This is a genomic window from Pseudomonas sp. SBT1-2 (assembly GCF_028640875.1).
Classification (GTDB): Bacteria; Pseudomonadota; Gammaproteobacteria; order Pseudomonadales; family Pseudomonadaceae; genus Aquipseudomonas; species Aquipseudomonas chlororaphis_I.
On sequence record NZ_JAQZAA010000091.1, the window covers coordinates 10,750 to 27,656 of the forward strand.

A 16,907-nucleotide genomic window follows, 5' to 3' on the forward strand; every position below is an offset into this window, starting at 1 on the left:
CCTACAGGTTCGAGGTGTATGCCATTTCCATCTTGTAGGAGCGAGGCTTGCCCGCGAAGGCGTCCTGGCAGACAACACCCGACACGCCTCGTACAATGCCCGCTGCCCCGCAGGAGACTCCAATGACACGCGTAGCCACCCCCCGCAAACCCCGCGCACGCAGCCAGGCCCGGATCGACTCGATACTCGATGCCGCCCGCACCCTGCTTGCCGCCGAGGGCGTGGCCAGCCTGTCGATCTACAGCGTGGCCGAGCGCGCGGAGATCCCGCCTTCCTCGGTCTATCACTTCTTTGCCAGCGTTCCGGCCCTGCTCGAAGCCCTGACCGCCGATGTCCACGCCGCATTCCGCGCCTGCCTGCAAGAGCCTATCGACCACGCAGCCCTGAGCGGCTGGCACGACCTGTCGCGCCTGGTCGAACAGCGCATGCTCGCCATCTACAGCGCCGACGCCGCGGCCCGCCAGTTGATCCTGGCCCAGCATGGCCTCACCGAGGTCACCCAGGCCGACCGCCAGCACGACATCGAACTGGGCGACCTGATGCACAAGCTGTTCGACCAGCACTTCCAGTTGCCGGCGCTGCCCGCGGATGTGGATGTGTTCGCCCTGGCCATGGAACTGGGCGACCGCGTCTATGCGCGCTCGGTCCAGCAGCACGGGCAGATCACCGAGCGCATGGCCGAGGAAGGCATGCGGGTGTTCGATGCCTACCTGGGGCTGTACCTGCCGCCCTACCTGCCCAAGCGCGAGATATCGCGGACAGGCTGACGCCCTATCGCGAGCAAGCTCGCTCCTACAAAGGTTAGCGCCGTCCTTGTAGGAGCGAGCTTGCTCGCGATGACGGCCTTGACCTCTCCACACCGCTCAAGCCCTGCTCCACAAAAAAGCCCCGAAGGGCTCACGCCGTCCGGGGCTGGTTGTCGCGCATCGATCACAACTTGGCGATCGACACCTCGGTGGATTTCACGAACGCGATCACTTCGCTGCCGATCGCCAGTTCCAGCTCCCGCACCGAACGGGTGGTAATCACCGACGTGACGATGCCGGAGGCGGTCTGCACGTCGATTTCCGAGAGCACGTCGCCTTCGACGATTTCCTTGATGGTGCCTTTGAACTGGTTGCGAACGTTGATGGCCTTGATAGTCATGGTATTTCTCCTGAGGTCGAAATAAGCCACAAGCTTCAAGCGATAAGCTGCAAGCAAAAGCGCTCGGCTCTTTCTTGCCGCTTGCAGCTGGAAACTTGCTGCTGCTTTAAAGCGCCCAGCGCAATTGCGTGGGCAAGGGTGAAACGGGTTCTGGCTCGGGTGGCGACCCGGGCAGCGACAACACGCGGTTGAGTACTTCGGCTTCCAGCGCCGCCAACCGATGGGAGCCACGCACCCGAGGGCGCGGTAGCTCCACCAGCAGATCGAGACCGACCTCGCCTTCTTCGATCAGGATCACCCGGTCGGCCACCGCCACCGCTTCGCTGACATCGTGGGTCACCAGCAGGACGGTGAAGCCATGCTGCTGCCACAGGCGCTCGATCAGTTGCTGCATCTCGATCCGGGTCAGGGCATCCAGCGCGCCCAGGGGCTCGTCCAGCAGCAACAGGCGCGGCTGGTGAATCAGCGCCCGGGCCAGGGCCACGCGCTGCTTCTGGCCACCGGACAAGGCCGCCGGCCACTCATTGGCGCGGTCGGCCAGGCCCACCGCCTCCAGGGCTTCCAGGGCCTGGGGGCGCCAGTCGCCCTTGAGGCCCAGGCCGACGTTGTCGATGACTTTCTTCCAGGGCAGCAGGCGCGCCTCCTGGAACATCAGGCGGGTGTCCTCGATGGCCTGGCTCAGCGGCGCGGCACCGGCCAGCAGTTCGCCGCCGGTGGGCTTGTCTAGGCCGGCCAGCAAGCGCAGCAAGGTGCTCTTGCCGCAGCCGCTACGGCCGACCACCGCGACGAATTGCCCGGCCGGAATATGCAGGTCGATTTCGCGCAGCACCTGGCGCGAACCGAAGGTCTTTTGCAGCTTGCGCACCACCAGCGGAATGCCGCGCAGCAGGCGTGGAGGTTGTTGAGCCGTCATTGCGCACCTCCCTTGGCCACTTGATAGGCCGGATGCCAACGCAGCCAGGCACGTTCCAGGCCGCGCGCGGCGAGGTCCGCCAGTTTGCCGAGCACGGCGTACATGACGATGGCCAGCACCACCACGTCGGTCTGCAGGAATTCCCGGGCGTTCATCGCCAGATAACCGATGCCGGAGCTGGCGGAGATGGTTTCCGCGACGATCAGCGTCAGCCACATGAAGCCCAGGGCAAAACGCACGCCCACCAGGATCGAAGGCAAGGCGCCCGGCAGGATCACCTGGCGGAACAGGGCGAAGCCTGCCAGGCCATAACTGCGCGCCATTTCCACCAGCGCCGGGTCGACGTTGCGGATGCCGTGGTAGGTGTTCAGGTAGATCGGGAACAGGGTGCCCAGGGCCACCAGGAAAATCTTCGCCGACTCGTCGATGCCGAACCACAGGATCACCAGGGGAATCAGCGCCAGGTGCGGCACGTTGCGGATCATCTGCACCGAGCTGTCGAGCAGGCGTTCGCCCCACTTCGACAGGCCGGTGATGAAACCCAGGGCCAGGCCGATGCTGCCGCCGATCAGGAAGCCGATCGCCGCGCGCCAGCCGCTGATAGCCAGGTGGGTCCAGATTTCGCCGCTGCGCACCAGGCCGACCCCGGCTTCGATCACCGCGCTGGGTGCCGGCAGGATTCGCGTCGACAGCCAGCCGGCCGAGACCGACAACTGCCACACCGCCAGCAACAGCAGCGGCAGGGCCCAGGGTGCCAGGCGATGGAACAAGGATTGTCTGTTCATGGCCACGCCTCAGCTCTGGGACGCAGCTTTGGGAATGATGTCGTTGGCGACCATTTCGCCGAACGGGCTGACGTACCCGGCGCCCTTGGGCAGCTCGGGACGTTCGATATCCAGATGCGGGAACAGCAGCTCGGCCACCCGGTACGACTCTTCCAGGTGGGGGTAACCGGAGAAGATAAAGGTGTCGATACCCAGGTCCGCGTACTCCTTCATCCGCGCCGCCACGGTCGGGCCATCGCCGACCAGCGCGGTGCCCGCGCCCCCCCGTACCAGGCCGACGCCGGCCCAGAGGTTGGGGCTGACTTCCAGTTTGTCGCGGCGCCCGCCGTGCAGCGCCGCCATGCGCTGCTGGCCGACCGAGTCGAAGCGCGCCAGGGAAGCCTGGGCCCGGGCGATGGTGTCGTCGTCCAGATGGGAGATCAGGCGCTCGGCCGCTTGCCAGGCTTCGGCGTTGGTTTCACGCACGATCACGTGCAGGCGAATGCCGAAGCGCACACTGCGCCCCTGCTTGGCGGCCTTGGCCCGGACCTGCTCGATTTTCTCGGCCACCGCGGCCGGCGGTTCACCCCAGGTCAGGACCATGTCCACCTGTTCGGCGGCCAGGTCCTGCGCGGCTTCCGAGGAGCCGCCGAAGTACAGCGGCGGACGCGGCTGCTGGATCGGCGGATAGAGCAGCTTGGCGCCCTTCACGCTGATGTGCTGGCCATCGTAGTCGACGGTTTCGCCTTCCAGCACCCGACGCCAGATACGGGTGAATTCCACCGAAGCCTGGTAGCGCTCTTCATGGCTGAGGAACAGGCCGTCGCCGGCCAGTTCGTCCGGATCGCCACCGGTCACCAGGTTGAACAGCGCCCGGCCGCCGGACAGGCGATCCAGGGTTGCCGCCTGGCGTGCCGCCACCGTCGGGGAAATGATCCCGGGGCGCAGGGCGACCAGGAACTTCAGGCGCTGGGTCACCGGGATCAGCGAGGCCGCCACCAGCCAGGAGTCCTCGCAGGAACGCCCGGTGGGGATCAGCACGCCGCCGAAACCGAGGCGGTCGGCCGCCTGGGCGATCTGCTGCAGGTAACCGTGGTCGACGGCGCGAGCGCCTTCGGCGGTGCCAAGGTAATGGCCGTCGCCGTGGGTAGGCAGGAACCAGAAAATATTGAGGCTCATGGAGTTGTCTCCTAAGGGGATCGAGTTACGGCGCTTTGGCAACGGCGGCTGGAGGCGTCCAGATCACGTCTTTGATGTTCAGGGGCTTGGGAATCAGCTTGAGCTGATGGAAGCTGTCGGCGATTTTCTGCTGGGCCGCCACCACGTCCGGGGTCAGGAAGTTCGCGCCATACCCCTGGCGTTTCACCGAGGTCAGGGTGATGTCCGCCGGCAGGCCGAGCAGTGGCGCCACCTGCTGGGTCACCTCGTCCGGGTTGGCCTTGGACCATTCGCCCACCGCGCGCACTTCCTCCACCAGGGCCTTGATCACCTCGGGGTGTTGCTGCGCGTAGGGTTTGGTCGCCAGGTAGAACTGGTGGTTGTCGACGATGCCGCTGCCGTCACGCAGGGTGCGGGCTTGCAGCTGCTTCTCGGCCGCCGCCTGATAGGGGTCCCAGATCACCCAGGCATCGACGCTGCCACGCTCGAAGGCGGCGCGAGCATCGGCGGGCGGCAGGAATACGGTCTGGATGTCGCTGTACTTGAGGCCGGCGTCTTCGAGGGCGCGGACCAGCAGGTAGTGCACGTTGGAGCCCTTGTTGAGGACCACCTTCTTGCCCTTGAGCTCGGCTACCGACTTGATCGGCGAATCCTTGGGCACCAGGATCGCTTCGCTGGTCGGCGCCGGTGGCTCGTAGGCCACGTACAACAGGTCGGCACCGGCGGCCTGGGCGAATACGGGCGGGGTCTCGCCGGTGACGCCGAAGTCGATGGAGCCGACGTTCAGCCCTTCCAACAGCTGCGGGCCACCGGGGAATTCGGTCCATTGCACCTGCACGCCCTGCTCCGCCAGGCGCTTCTCCAGTGAGCCCTTGGCCTTGAGCAGCACCAGGGTGCCGTATTTCTGATAGCCGATACGCAGGGTCTCGGCCGCTTGGACTTGAACGATGGCGCCGAAGGACACAGCCGCAGCAAACAGAGCGACCAGACCACGACGCAAAATCACAGGGCGCATGGCGCTCTCCTTTTTGCTGTTGGGTTTTGGCTGCACCTGCTAGGCCGTTGGCGGCTAAGTAAGGCCAGTACTTCAGATTCGGGTAGGACTCAAATGCTCCAGCGAGCACTCAACAAACGATCATTCAACAGATTCGGGTCCAGCGGCTTGGGACGCCGCGCCATGGCGCTGTGGAACTGTTCCAGGGCTTCGCGCAGACGCTGTTCCAGGGCCGGCGCCAGCTGCGCCTGGGCACTGCCTTCGCCGTAGGCGATCTGGCTGTCCTCGGCGAAGATGCCCTGGAGCATCTCCTGGGCCTTGAGGGCCGACAGCACCGGCTTGAGCGCGTAGTCCACCGCCAGCATGTGGGCGATGCTGCCGCCCGTGGCCATCGGCAGCACCACCTTGTGGTTCAGGGCGCGTTCCGGCAGCAGGTCGAGCAGGGTTTTCAGCGCGCCGGAAAACGATGCCTTGTAGACCGGGGTGGCGATCAGCAAGCCGTCGGCCTGTTCGATCTGTTGCAACAGGTCGATCACCATCGGGCTGTCGAAGCGCGCGTGGAGCAGATCCTCGGCCGGGAAATCCCGGACCTGATAGTCGACCACTTCCACACCTTGTTGCTGCAACCAGCGTTTGGCGTGTTCCAGCAGCACCCCGGAGCGGGAGCGTTGGCTGGGACTGCCACCGAGTGAGACGACCAGCATGCAGAGGTTTCCTTTAGCGGTAATGGGCGATTCGCGGTTTGCGATCTCGCTGAGCTGAGCAGACCTTAACAGCCTATTTATATATCCATAAATCTTATTTTTTCATTTGTTTATTCTTTAAATGAATATAATAAAAGCCATTCTCCAGGCAAAAAAATAGGCCGTCGAAACGGCCTTAAAACCCCTGCTTTGTGGAAGCGGTACATGACCCGCAGGCGGCGGCAATGCCGGCTCGCGCCTGCGGGCCCACGGTGTCAGCGATTCGGTTGCGGCGTCAGGCGCAGGTAGGGTTTGACCGCGCGATAACCTTTGGGGAAGCGTTTCTTGATTTCCTCTTCGTCCTTGAGCGACGGCACGATCACCACTTCATCACCGTCCTGCCAGTTGGCCGGGGTGGCCACCTTGTAGTTGTCGGTGAGCTGCAGCGAGTCGATCACCCGCAGGATCTCGTGGAAATTGCGCCCGGTACTGGCCGGATAAGTGATGGTCAGGCGCACCTTCTTGTTCGGGTCGATGACGAACAGCGAACGCACGGTCAGGGTGTCGTTGGCATTCGGGTGGATCAGGTCGTACAGGTCCGAGACCTTGCGATCGGCGTCGGCCAGGATCGGGAAATTGACGAGGGTGTTCTGGGTTTCGTTGATGTCCTCGATCCACTTGTGGTGCGAGTCCACCGGGTCCACCGACAGGGCAATGGCTTTCACGCCGCGCTCGGCGAACTGGTCCTTGAGCTTGGCAGTGAACCCCAGCTCGGTGGTGCACACCGGGGTGAAGTCCGCCGGGTGGGAAAACAGCACGCCCCAACTGTCGCCGAGCCACTCGTGGAAACGAATCTTGCCGGCACTGGAATCCTGTTCGAAGTCGGGGGCGATGTCGCCAAGTCTGAGGCTCATGTTGCTGCTCCTGTGAGTGCGTTATGAGCCCTACTGTGCCTGCGCCTGGGAATATTTAAAAAGAATAAATATCGATTTATTTAGACTATAAATGAATATTAAAAATCTCTTCACTGGATTCGCACACGCCCAGGGCACACCATCTTCGACAAGGTTCGAGAAGGCCTTGAGTAGCTGTAAAGAGGGGTTTCAGGGAGGACCTGCGGGGGTGGGTCCGACCTGGATGACAACACCTCGCCCGGCATTGCGCCGGGCGAGGTTTTAACGTCGGATTACAACAGCGGGATCGAGTAGCTGACGATCAGACGGTTTTCGTCCTGCGAGCGCTGGCCCGGAATATCGTTACGCCACATGGCGTTTTTCCAGGTCAGGCCCAGGTTTTTCAGTGGACCTTCCGGAATCACGTAGGCCACGGTCAGGTCCCGTTCCCACTCGCTGGCGTTGGTCGCCGAAACGGTACGCTGAGGGAGAACGGAACCCTCTTTGCCGGAAGTGTCGATATTATCGCCACGCAGATAGATCACACCGGCGGTCAGGCCAGGCACGCCTACCTTGGCGAAATCGTAGGAGTAGCGAGCTTGCCAGGTACGTTCGCCAGCACGGGCGAACTTGGCGATCTGCATGTCGGTAGTCAGGTAAGCCGACGAACCGTCACCCTGGTTCAGCCAAGGGAAGTCGCTGTCACCGTTACTGACCTGGTAGCCGCCACCGAAGGTATGGCCGGCAACCGAGTACAGGAACAGGCCGCTGATCAGGTTGTTATCAACCTTGCCCTTGGTGATGCCAGTGCCGTAGTCACCGGTGGTGTAGTAGGCCGAGTCGTGGCCGTTGGCACCGTCGTCACGGCTGTTGAAGTAACGCAGGTCAGACTTCAATACGCCCGGGCCGATAGCCCAGTTGTGCAGCAGGCCAACGAAGTGCTGCTTGTAGAAGTCTTTCAGGTTGCCGTAGTAGTACTGAGCGGTCAGATCTTTAGTGATCTTGTAGTCACCACCACCGTAGATGAACTTGTTGCTGTCACGACCAGCAGCGGTGTGTGCGTTGGCGCCAGCAATCGACAGTTCTTCGTTGTTGCTGGAGTTACGACCCTTGGCATGCTCGATCTGACCACCAACCAGTGTCAGGTCCTTGATGTCGTTCGAGGTGATCTGACCGCCCTGGAAGGTTTGCGGCAGCATACGACCATCGTTGGTCACGATAACCGGCAGTTTTGGCTGCAGGGTGCCGAGCTTCAGTTCGGTCTGGGAGATCTTGGCTTTGGCGGTCAGGCCCAGGCTGGAGTAGTTATCGACCGCTTTGCCGTTGGACTCGCTTGGGAAGACGGTGCCGCCGTAAGAAGTAGCAGAGGCGCCGTTGGTGCCGCCGCCCGAATCCAGCTTGATGCCCAGCAAGCCGATTGCATCCAGACCGAAACCGACGGTGCCTTCGGTGTAGCCGGAAGTGAAGTTGAGCTGGAAGCCCTGGCCCCACTCTTCCTGCTTGCTCTGCGCGCCGGACGCCTTGGTGTCGGCATCGCGGTTGTCAGTATTGATGTAGAAGTTACGCAGACCCAGAGTGGCCTTGCTGTCTTCGATGAAACCGGCGGCGCCTGCCTGCTGCGCCATAACCCCAACGGCCACAGCCAGGGCCAAGGTGGACTTGTTCATGTTTCGCTCCTCTCGTTTCTAATTCTTGTGTACTCAGGCCCAGGGTCTGCTGCCCCGGGTCCATCGGTGGGCGATTAGCGCCAGACCGTGACTCATAAGTCAATCGTAACCAACTGTGTCTACGACCAAGGTCTAATCGCGATGATTGGGTCCTTGCAGGGTAATGAATTTCTCATAAACCCAAAAAGAATTATTTCATTCTTTTTCATACCGTTCGGGAATATCGACAGGTACGTTCGTTTGAGCCGTGGCCCAAGGTATCGGCGTCCTGTTTAATTCCTGAATGGTATTTCCCCGCTGATCTTTAGATCGATCAGTTAAAACATAAGCCAGATACGTCAACCAGTATCGAAAAGGCGACGCAATAATGGCTAGGCGCCGATGGTCCCGTCAATTTGTTACAGTTTTTGTATCGCACGCATTTATTTTTCTGAAACATAAATCAGGCTCGGCAGACGCAACGAAAAACCCGCCCCTGTCAAGAGCGGGTTGCCGAACGGGATGAAGCTCAGAGGGCTTTTTCGAAGATCTTCGAGTTGCGCTGGTAGTTGTACAGCGAGGCCCGCGCGGAAGGCAGACGCTCGACGCTGCTAGGGGCAAAACCGCGCTCACGGAACCAGTGAGCGGTACGGGTGGTGAGGACAAACAGGGTTTTCAGGCCCTGGGCCCGGGCCCGGGTTTCGATCCTTTCCAACAGTTCGTCGCCACGACCGCCGTGGCGGTATTCCGGGTTCACCGCCAGGCAGGCCAGCTCCCCGGCGTCGGAGTCGGCGATCTGGTAGAGCGCGGCACAGGCAATGATCATCCCCTCGCGCTCGACCACGCTGAACTGCTCGATCTCACGCTCGAGCACCTCGCGGGAACGCCGCACCAGAATGCCCTGCTCCTCCAGCGGACTGATCAGATCCAGCAACCCGCCGACGTCCTCGATGGCCGCCTCGCGGACCAGTTCGAACTGCTCCTGGGCCACCAGCGTACCGCCACCGTCACGGGTGAACAGTTCGGTCAGCAGCGCGCCGTCTTCGGCGTAACTGACGATATGGCTGCGCCCTACGCCACCCCGGCAAGCCTCGGCCGCGGCATCCAGCAGCTCCGCCTGATAGTTGCTGCCCAGGCGCTGCAAATGCGCCGGCACCTGTTGCGGACGCAGTTCGCGCACCAGATTGCCGCTTTCATCCAACAGGCCACGCTCGGCGCCGAACAGCAGCAGCTTGTCGGCAGCCAGGTCGATGGCCGCGCGGGTGGCGACGTCTTCGCAGGCGAGGTTGAAGATTTCCCCGGTCGGCGAGTAGCCCAAGGGCGACAGCAGGACGATCGAGCGCTCGTCCAGCAGGCGGTTGATGCCCTTGCGGTCGACCCGGCGCACTTCGCCGGTGTGGTGATAGTCGACACCCTCGAGCACGCCGATCGGCCGGGCGGTCACCAGGTTGCCGCTGGCGACCCGCAACCGCGAGCCCTGCATGGGCGAGGACGCCATGTCCATGGACAGCCGCGCTTCGATAGCGATGCGCAACTGGCCGACGGCGTCGATCACGCATTCCAGGGTCGCCGCATCGGTGATGCGCATGCCGTGGTGGTAATGCGGGGTCAGGCCGCGCGCAGCCAGGCGGGCTTCGATCTGTGGACGCGAGCCGTGTACCAGCACCAGGCGCACGCCCATGCTGTGCAGCAGCACCAGGTCATGGACGATGTTGCCGAAGTTCGGATGTTCTACGCCGTCGCCGGGCAGCATGACCACGAAGGTGCAGTCGCGGTGGGCATTGATATAAGGCGAAGCGTGACGAAGCCAATTGACGTATTCGGGCATAACCTGAGCCTGTAAATAAGAAGCAGCCTATAAAAGGACGAAACGGGAAAACGCACAGCGGGCTGGTGGTTATCGTCGGAACAGGCTTGGCGACACGCTCGCTCTCCTTGAGGTACGGGCTTGGCCGTCGGTGATTTAGTAGAAATCAGGCCGGCGTCAGGCAGTAATGATTAATCAGTTCACGTAGTAGATGCACGGTAGGCTGCAAGCGTGACATTTCGAGGTATTCCCCCGGCTGGTGAGCACAGGCGATGTCGCCCGGGCCCAGCACCACTGTCTCGCAGCCAAGGCGCTGAAGATAAGGCGCTTCGGTGCCGAACGCTACTGCTTCGGCGCGATGACCGGTCAGGCGCTCGGCCACCCGCACCAGTTCGCAGTCTTCGGCCTGCTCGAAGGCCGGTGCTTCGGGGAACAGCGGCGCGTAGTCGATCTTCACCTGGTGCCGCTCGGCCACGGGCACCAGCTTCTGCCGGATGGCCGCGCGCAGCGCCTGCGGGTCCATGCCCGGCAGCGGCCGCAGGTCGAATTCCAGCGAGCATTGGCCGCAGATGCGGTTCGGGTTGTCGCCACCGTGGATACACCCAAGATTCAGGGTCGGCTGCGGCACGCTGAACTGCGGGTTGCGGAATTCGCGCTGCCACGCCAGGCGCAGGCCGCGCAGTTCGCCGATGGCATCGTGCATGGCTTCCAGGGCGCTATGGCCCAGGCTCGGGTCGGAAGAATGGCCGCTGCGCCCGAGAATATCGATGCGCTCCATCATCACCCCTTTGTGCATGCGGATCGGCCGCAGCCCGGTCGGCTCACCGATCACCGCGGCGCGCCCCAATGGCCGGCCGGCTTCGGCCAGGGCGCGGGCGCCGGCCATGGAGCTTTCCTCATCACAGGTGGCGAGGATCAGCAGAGGTTGCTTGAAGGGCTGCTCCAGCAGCGGCCGGACCGCCTCGATGACCAGGGCGAAAAAACCTTTCATGTCGCAACTGCCCAGGCCGACCCAGCGCCCGTCGACCTCGGTGAGCTTCAGCGGGTCGGTCTGCCATAGCGCGCCGTCGTAGGGCACGGTGTCGCTGTGCCCGGCCAGCACCAGGCCGCCGGGGCCGCTGCCGAAACTGGCGAGCAGGTTGAATTTGCCAGGGCTGACCTGCTGGATATCGCAGGCAAAACCCAGGTCGCCGAGCCAGCTCGCCAGCAAATCGATGACCGCACGATTGGACTGATCCAGCGCCGGCTGGGTACAGCTGACCGAAGGTGTGGCAATCAGCGCAGCGAACTGCTCTTTCATGGACGGCAATGGCATGCGCTGGCTCCCGGGTTCCAAGATGAAGTCCATCATAGAGCCATCCTGCGACAGGAATAAACCGCCACGGCACCTCGGCGCGGCGAGTCCTGTACACTGCACGACCTTGGCAGCCACACATTCCCCCGGCTGCGCTCCCGATCCTGGATTTTCCGGCCATGCAGAAAGAAACCGAAATCAAACTCCGCGTCAGCCGCGAAACCCTCGCCGCCCTGCGTGAGCACCCGCTCCTGAAAAAACGCAACAAAAGTGGCTGGGAACACCGCGAACTGATGAACCAGTACTTCGACACGCCCGAGCGCGACCTGGCCCGCGCCAAGGTCGCCCTGCGCCTGCGCCGCGACGGCGAAGAAGTGATCCAGACCCTCAAGACCCGCGGCCAGAGCGTCGCCGGCCTGTCGGAACGCAACGAGTACGACTGGCACCTGGCCAAAGCCAAGCTCGACCTGAAGAAACTCGACGGCGAATGCTGGCCCGAGCAACTGGCCGAGCTGGACAAGAAAACCCTCAAGCCGATCTTCACCACCGACTTCGTCCGCGAACGCGCGGAAATCGCCTGGGGCCGCGGCAAGGCCAAGGTGGTGATCGAGGCCGCCCTGGACCTGGGCCACGTGATCGCCGGCAAGCAGAAGGAAGAGATCTGCGAGCTGGAACTGGAACTGCGCGAAGGCGAACCGGCCGCCCTGCTGGAACTGGCCGCCGAGCTGGCCGCCACCCTGCCGCTGATGCCCTGCGACATCAGCAAGGCCGAGCGCGGCTACCGCCTGTTCGACGCCAACAGCTACTCCCTGAGCCTGCCCGCCCCGGAACTGAGTGCGGAAACGCCGCTGGACGACGCCTTCGCGGCGCTGACCTGGCACCTGCTGGGCAGCAGCCAGCGCCTGGCCGAGCAATATCGCTTCAACGGTCACTGGCGTTTGCTGCAGGACTGGGTCGAGAACCTGGCAGAACTGCGCGCCCTGGTCAGCAGCCTGGGCCAGGCCGCACCGCGCCAGGCGACCGCCGAGTTGCGCGCTTCGCTGGACGGCCTGCTGGAAGACTGGCGCCCGCTGGTGCAAGCCGGCCTGGACGACGAAGACGTGCGCAAGGCCGCGCCCGAGCAGTTCATCGAAGAGCTGCAGGACGTGCGCTGGGGCCTGTTCTCGCTGAACACCTCGCGCTGGTTGCTGGCCCGCAGCTGGACCGCCGAGCGCAATACCCGTGGCAACCGCCAGGGTGCGGCGCAACTGGGCAGCTGGTTACCGCGCCTGCTGGCCGACGAAGCCAGCTCCCTGCAACTGCCGCGCTACCAGCAACAGCCGGAAGACCTGGCCGAGCAGCTGCCACGTATCGAACGCATCCAGTCCTGGCTGCATCACGCACGCAACGTGCTGGAAATCCCGGAGCTGGACCGTCTGTACGGCGAGTTGAACAAGCTGGCGCAACTGGCCAACGAGCCGATCACCGACGAAGCCCTGGATGCCCGCAAGCAACAGGCGATCACGGTGTTCCAGAACCGCGCGTGGAAGACCTTGCTGCGCATGTGACAGCCTCATCGCGAGCAAGCTCGCTCCTACAAGACCGGCATAGTCCCTGTAGGAGCGAGCTTGCTCGCGATGGCTTCAACCGCATCAACGCAGAACGGGCAAACTCGTCGTGGACTTGATCTCCGACAGCGCCACGATCGAATTCACTTCCTGAATCCCCGGCACCATCGACAGTTTCTCGAAGAAGAAACGCTCGTACGCCTCGATGTCCGCCGTGACGATGCGCAACAGGAAATCCACCGCCCCCATCAGCACATAACACTCCAGCACTTCCGGAAAACCGCGGATCGCCTCGGTGAACTCGGTGAAGTTGGAACGGCCGTGGGCGTTGAGTTTGACCTCGGCGAAGATCTGCGTGTTGAGGCCGATCTTCTTGCGGTCGAGCAAGGTCACCTGGCCACGGATCACCCCCTCCTCCTTGAGCCGCTGGATCCTCCGCCAGCAAGGTGACTGGGACAGCCCTACCTGTTCGGCGATCTGCGCGCTGGACAGCGAAGCGTCTTCTTGCAGCAGCGCCAGGATGCGGCGGTCGTAGGCGTCCAGTTCGCTATGCATAGATATTCCTCAATAACCCACAAATACGAATCACATGATTCGATAGTTTCGAAAATCCCTTCATCTTAGATAAGAAATACCTGCAACCGAATGTAAAAATTTCTCCATTGATCCGGAGAATCCCATGCCCTCTCTCGAAGCCGTCAGTTCCCGCGCCGATGTGTGGAATGTCGCCAACACCCATTGCCGGGTGCATTACCAACTGGTCACCGACGCCGAGGCCGATGTGCTGTGCCGGGTGCTCAATCATTTCGCCCTGCAGTCCCTGCTGCCGCAGCAGGTCCAGGTGCAACAACAGGACGGTTCGCTGCTGATGGAAGTGCTGCTCGATGGCCTGAGCTGGCACCGCGCGCAAGTCATCGCGGAAAAACTGCGCAACCTGGTCAGCGTGTGTTCGGTACAGCTGCAACTCGCCGAGCGCGAGCCGTTGCAGGCCGCCGGCTGAGAACACCTGGCAAAACCCTGCAACGCTTGGGCGACTGATGGTCGCCATCCCGGGACTATTCTTGGCATTCCGTGGTCAGAGGCGCATCTAACCCGCCCGCTGCCGGATTGTTCACAAGGAGCCCGCATGTCCGTTCCTCTCGTTACCCAGGACCGCTGGCTGGATCTCAATGATCTGCTGCGCGACCTGGTCGCCCAGGGATTCATCAGCCAGGACTCGGCCGAACACGCCCTGACCACCCGCCGCAACGCCGCCAACAGTCAGCTGCACCCGCTGGAGTTTCTCGCCAGCCAGCACCTGGACGACCTCAGCCGGCCCGGCAAACGCCTGGACCTGGAAAGCCTGACCCTGTGGCTGGCGCAACAGGCCGGCCAGCCATACCTGCGCATCGACCCGCTGAAAATCGACGTTGCCGCCGTTACCCCGCTGATGTCCTACGCCTTCGCCCAACGCCACAAGATCCTCGCGGTGTCGATCGACGCAGAAGCCGTCACGGTGGCCAGCGCCCAGCCTTATGTCAGCGCCTGGGAAGCCGACCTGACTCACGTGTTGAAGCTGCCGATCAAGCGGGTCGTAGCCAACCCGGTGGAAATCCAGCGCCTGACCGTGGAGTTCTTCCGCCTGGCCAAGTCGGTAACCGGCGCCAGCGCCGACCAGAAAAGCCACGCCCCGGGCAACTTCGAGCAACTGCTCAACCTCGGCGCCAGCGATCAGGAGCCCGACGCCAACGACGCGCACATCGTCAACATCGTCGACTGGCTGTTCCAGTACGCCTTCCAGCAGCGGGCCAGCGATATCCACATCGAGCCGCGCCGCGAACAAGGCACCGTGCGCTTTCGCATCGACGGGGTGCTGCACAACGTCTATCAGTTCCCGCCCCAGGTCACCATGGCGGTGGTCAGCCGCCTGAAAAGCCTGGGCCGGATGAACGTCGCGGAAAAACGCAAACCCCAGGACGGCCGGGTCAAGACCAAGACTCCGGAAGGCGGCGAAGTGGAGTTGCGCCTGTCGACCCTGCCTACGGCTTTCGGCGAGAAAATGGTCATGCGCATCTTCGACCCCGAGGTGCTGCTCAAGGATTTCGACCAGTTGGGTTTCTCCAGCGACGACCTGCGGCGCTGGCAGGAAATGACCCGCCAGCCCAACGGCATCATCCTGGTCACCGGCCCCACCGGTTCGGGCAAGACCACCACCCTGTACACCACCCTGAAGAAACTGGCGACGCCGGAGGTCAATCTCTGCACCATCGAGGACCCGATCGAGATGGTCGAGCCGGCGTTCAACCAGATGCAGGTCCAGCACAACATCGAGCTGACCTTCGCCAGCGGCGTGCGCGCACTGATGCGCCAGGACCCGGACATCATCATGATCGGCGAGATCCGCGACCTGGAAACCGCGGAAATGGCGATCCAGGCCGCCCTCACCGGCCACCTGGTGCTGTCGACCCTGCACACCAACGATGCCCCCGGCGCCATCAGCCGCCTGCTGGAACTGGGCGTCGCGCCCTACCTGATCAAGGCCACGCTGCTCGGGGTCATGGCCCAGCGCCTGGTGCGCACCCTGTGCCCGCACTGCAAGACCCCGCTGACCCTGGACGAAGGCGACTGGCAAAACCTGACCCGGCCCTGGCAGGCGCCGCTGCCCAGCCATGCCCACGGCGCCACCGGCTGCCTGGAATGCCGCGATACCGGCTACCGGGGCCGCGCCGGGGTGTACGAAATCATGCAGTTGAGCGACAGCCTCAAGGCCCTGATCAGCGCCGACGCCGACCTGCTTGCCATACGCCGCCAGGCCTTTTTGGAAGGCATGCGCAGCCTGCGCCTGTCCGGGGCACAGAAAGTCGCGGCCGGGCTGACCACCCTCGAGGAGATATTGCGGGTAACGCCACAAAGCGAGCAGCGATGAGCCGTCCGGCTACCAGTCGAGGACACCCAACCCGGTATTGGGCTTGATCCACAGCACCGCGCCGTTCTCCCTGCGTTGCTGTATCGAGCGCCCGGCATCGAGCGTTTCCCCCGTGCGCAGGTTCTGCGCGGAGTCCGATTTGCTCGGGCTGAACATCAGGGTCCCCGGCGTGTCCTGGCGAACCCTCATGCCGCGGGGGTAGTGCCAATCGCCCAGGGTCAGGTCTTGCGCCAGTTGTCCGCTCCAACGTCCCGGTTGCCGCTGCTTGTCGAGATCCAGGCTCAGGCTCGACAGCGCTATCCCCTGGATAACCACCGCCGGTGAAGCCAGACCGATGGTGTCGATGCTGAACCTGCCGTCGTACTGCCTGACCTCGCTGGAGCTCGGCCACTTCACCCCTGCCACATCGGCCCCGGTCACCAGGGTGCATTCAGAGAAGCTCCAGCGGCTCGGCTGCAAGCAGTCCGCGTCGGCGATGTCCAGCGTTACCCAGGTGCTGCCGGCGCAGGGCCAGCCCGCGACGATCTGATCACGGCTCAGCAGCATCTTTGAGAAAGGGCCGCTGCCGTACATCTGCAACTCTGTAACCTCCACACCGTTGATGGTGTGTGGTGCAGCGAATTTGGCGTAATAGAGGCTGCGCAGTCCATGAGGTTGCGGCTGGCCTTGCGAATCCAGAGGTTCAAGTGTTTCCAGATTCAGTTGGGCACCTGCGGGCAATGGCAGGCCATCAAGCTGTACGTCCTGCTCAAGTTCTGGGTGGAGTGCCTTTCTAAGCTGGTCGTCGCTATGGATTTTCCACAGGGTGCAAACCACAAAGATTGCACAGCCCCCTGCAAGCGCACCGAAGTGCAGGGGCTGACGGCGCATCCGGCGTCGACAGGCCGGAATGAGCAAGCCAATCAGCAGCAAGGGAAGTCCGATAAAGGACAGCAACACCAGGCTCAGCAGGGTTGCGTAGATCATCGCGCCAAAAATCAAGGCCAGCATCCGTGCAGTCGAGAAAGTCGCCCATGGTGGCAAATGCCACCCCTGCGTTCCAGCACATTGACTCAATACCGAGGTGCAGCGGTCGCTCCCGAAGAGCTCGTTCGGCCCCTGTCCACGCGGGCGAAAGCTTGTTGCAGCAGCAGGGAACTCAATTGGGCCAATGCCTA

16 protein-coding genes are annotated in these 16,907 nt (G+C 62.9%); 4 read left to right on the forward strand and 12 right to left on the reverse strand.

The genetic code is table 11. The features are described 5' to 3' along the window. Nucleotides 1–122 precede the first annotated feature (122 nt). A complete protein-coding gene (locus PVZ78_RS19385) occupies nt 123–767 on the forward strand; it encodes a TetR/AcrR family transcriptional regulator (RefSeq protein ID WP_009051381.1) in 645 nt (214 codons plus the stop codon). Nucleotides 768–930: 163 nt separating this feature from the next. On the opposite strand, the gene PVZ78_RS19390 is transcribed toward PVZ78_RS19385, so the two are convergent. The 10 genes from PVZ78_RS19390 to argE all read right to left on the reverse strand — a co-directional run bounded on the left by PVZ78_RS19390 (nt 931) and on the right by argE (nt 11,319). Further along, entirely contained in the window at nt 931–1,146 is a 216-nt protein-coding gene (locus PVZ78_RS19390; protein ID WP_007928303.1) for a TOBE domain-containing protein, read from the reverse strand. A 106-nt stretch (nt 1,147–1,252) separates the two neighbouring features. Next, nucleotides 1,253–2,059 carry an aliphatic sulfonates ABC transporter ATP-binding protein gene (gene ssuB / locus PVZ78_RS19395; RefSeq protein ID WP_009051382.1) on the reverse strand — a complete coding sequence of 269 codons (807 nt, stop codon included), beginning with the start codon at nt 2,057–2,059 and terminating at the stop codon, nt 1,253–1,255. Further along, the gene (gene ssuC, locus PVZ78_RS19400; RefSeq protein WP_016705047.1) at nt 2,056–2,844 is read right to left on the reverse strand and encodes an aliphatic sulfonate ABC transporter permease SsuC; all 789 of its coding nucleotides are present in this window, start codon (nt 2,842–2,844) and stop codon (nt 2,056–2,058) included. Before ssuC ends, ssuB begins: the two co-directional genes overlap by 4 nt. A gap of 9 nt (nt 2,845–2,853) precedes the next feature. Continuing rightward, nucleotides 2,854–4,002, reverse strand: a complete 1,149-nt coding sequence (gene ssuD / locus PVZ78_RS19405) for an FMNH2-dependent alkanesulfonate monooxygenase (RefSeq protein ID WP_009051384.1) — start codon at nt 4,000–4,002, stop codon at nt 2,854–2,856. Nucleotides 4,003–4,027: 25 nt separating this feature from the next. Beyond that, a complete protein-coding gene (locus PVZ78_RS19410; protein ID WP_273829094.1) occupies nt 4,028–4,996 on the reverse strand; it encodes a sulfonate ABC transporter substrate-binding protein in 969 nt (322 codons plus the stop codon). Between the two features lie 89 nt (nt 4,997–5,085). Then, nucleotides 5,086–5,679 (reverse strand): NADPH-dependent FMN reductase, encoded by a 594-nt coding sequence (ssuE, locus tag PVZ78_RS19415; protein WP_038574950.1) that lies wholly within the window; start codon nt 5,677–5,679, stop codon nt 5,086–5,088. A gap of 254 nt (nt 5,680–5,933) precedes the next feature. Next, a complete protein-coding gene (locus PVZ78_RS19420) occupies nt 5,934–6,572 on the reverse strand; it encodes a peroxiredoxin (protein WP_009051386.1) in 639 nt (212 codons plus the stop codon). A gap of 272 nt (nt 6,573–6,844) precedes the next feature. Next, nucleotides 6,845–8,218 carry an OprD family porin gene (locus PVZ78_RS19425; RefSeq protein WP_016703222.1) on the reverse strand — a complete coding sequence of 458 codons (1,374 nt, stop codon included), beginning with the start codon at nt 8,216–8,218 and terminating at the stop codon, nt 6,845–6,847. Nucleotides 8,219–8,726: 508 nt separating this feature from the next. Next, nucleotides 8,727–10,025, reverse strand: a complete 1,299-nt coding sequence (gene argA / locus PVZ78_RS19430) for an amino-acid N-acetyltransferase (protein WP_009051388.1) — start codon at nt 10,023–10,025, stop codon at nt 8,727–8,729. A 145-nt stretch (nt 10,026–10,170) separates the two neighbouring features. After that, complete coding sequence (argE, locus tag PVZ78_RS19435) at nt 10,171–11,319, reverse strand: acetylornithine deacetylase (RefSeq protein WP_028683694.1); 1,149 nt, start codon at nt 11,317–11,319, stop codon at nt 10,171–10,173. Between the two features lie 158 nt (nt 11,320–11,477). On the opposite strand from argE, the gene PVZ78_RS19440 reads away from it, so the two are divergent. After that, entirely contained in the window at nt 11,478–12,845 is a 1,368-nt protein-coding gene (locus PVZ78_RS19440) for a CYTH domain-containing protein (RefSeq protein WP_009051390.1), read from the forward strand. An 84-nt stretch (nt 12,846–12,929) separates the two neighbouring features. Here PVZ78_RS19440 and PVZ78_RS19445 read toward each other — a convergent pair whose 3' ends face one another. Next, nucleotides 12,930–13,400, reverse strand: coding sequence for an Lrp/AsnC family transcriptional regulator (locus PVZ78_RS19445; protein WP_007928270.1), 471 nt, complete (start codon nt 13,398–13,400; stop codon nt 12,930–12,932). 124 nt (nt 13,401–13,524) lie between these two features. Here PVZ78_RS19445 and PVZ78_RS19450 point away from each other — a divergent pair, with 124 nt between their 5' ends. Next, nucleotides 13,525–13,845: a hypothetical protein gene (locus PVZ78_RS19450; RefSeq protein WP_016703220.1), complete on the forward strand. Its 321-nt coding sequence runs from the start codon at nt 13,525–13,527 to the stop codon at nt 13,843–13,845. A 126-nt stretch (nt 13,846–13,971) separates the two neighbouring features. Beyond that, entirely contained in the window at nt 13,972–15,750 is a 1,779-nt protein-coding gene (locus PVZ78_RS19455; protein ID WP_009051392.1) for a GspE/PulE family protein, read from the forward strand. A gap of 9 nt (nt 15,751–15,759) precedes the next feature. On the opposite strand, the gene PVZ78_RS19460 is transcribed toward PVZ78_RS19455, so the two are convergent. After that, nucleotides 15,760–16,740 carry a hypothetical protein gene (locus PVZ78_RS19460; RefSeq protein ID WP_273829095.1) on the reverse strand — a complete coding sequence of 327 codons (981 nt, stop codon included), beginning with the start codon at nt 16,738–16,740 and terminating at the stop codon, nt 15,760–15,762. Nucleotides 16,741–16,907 lie beyond the last annotated feature (167 nt).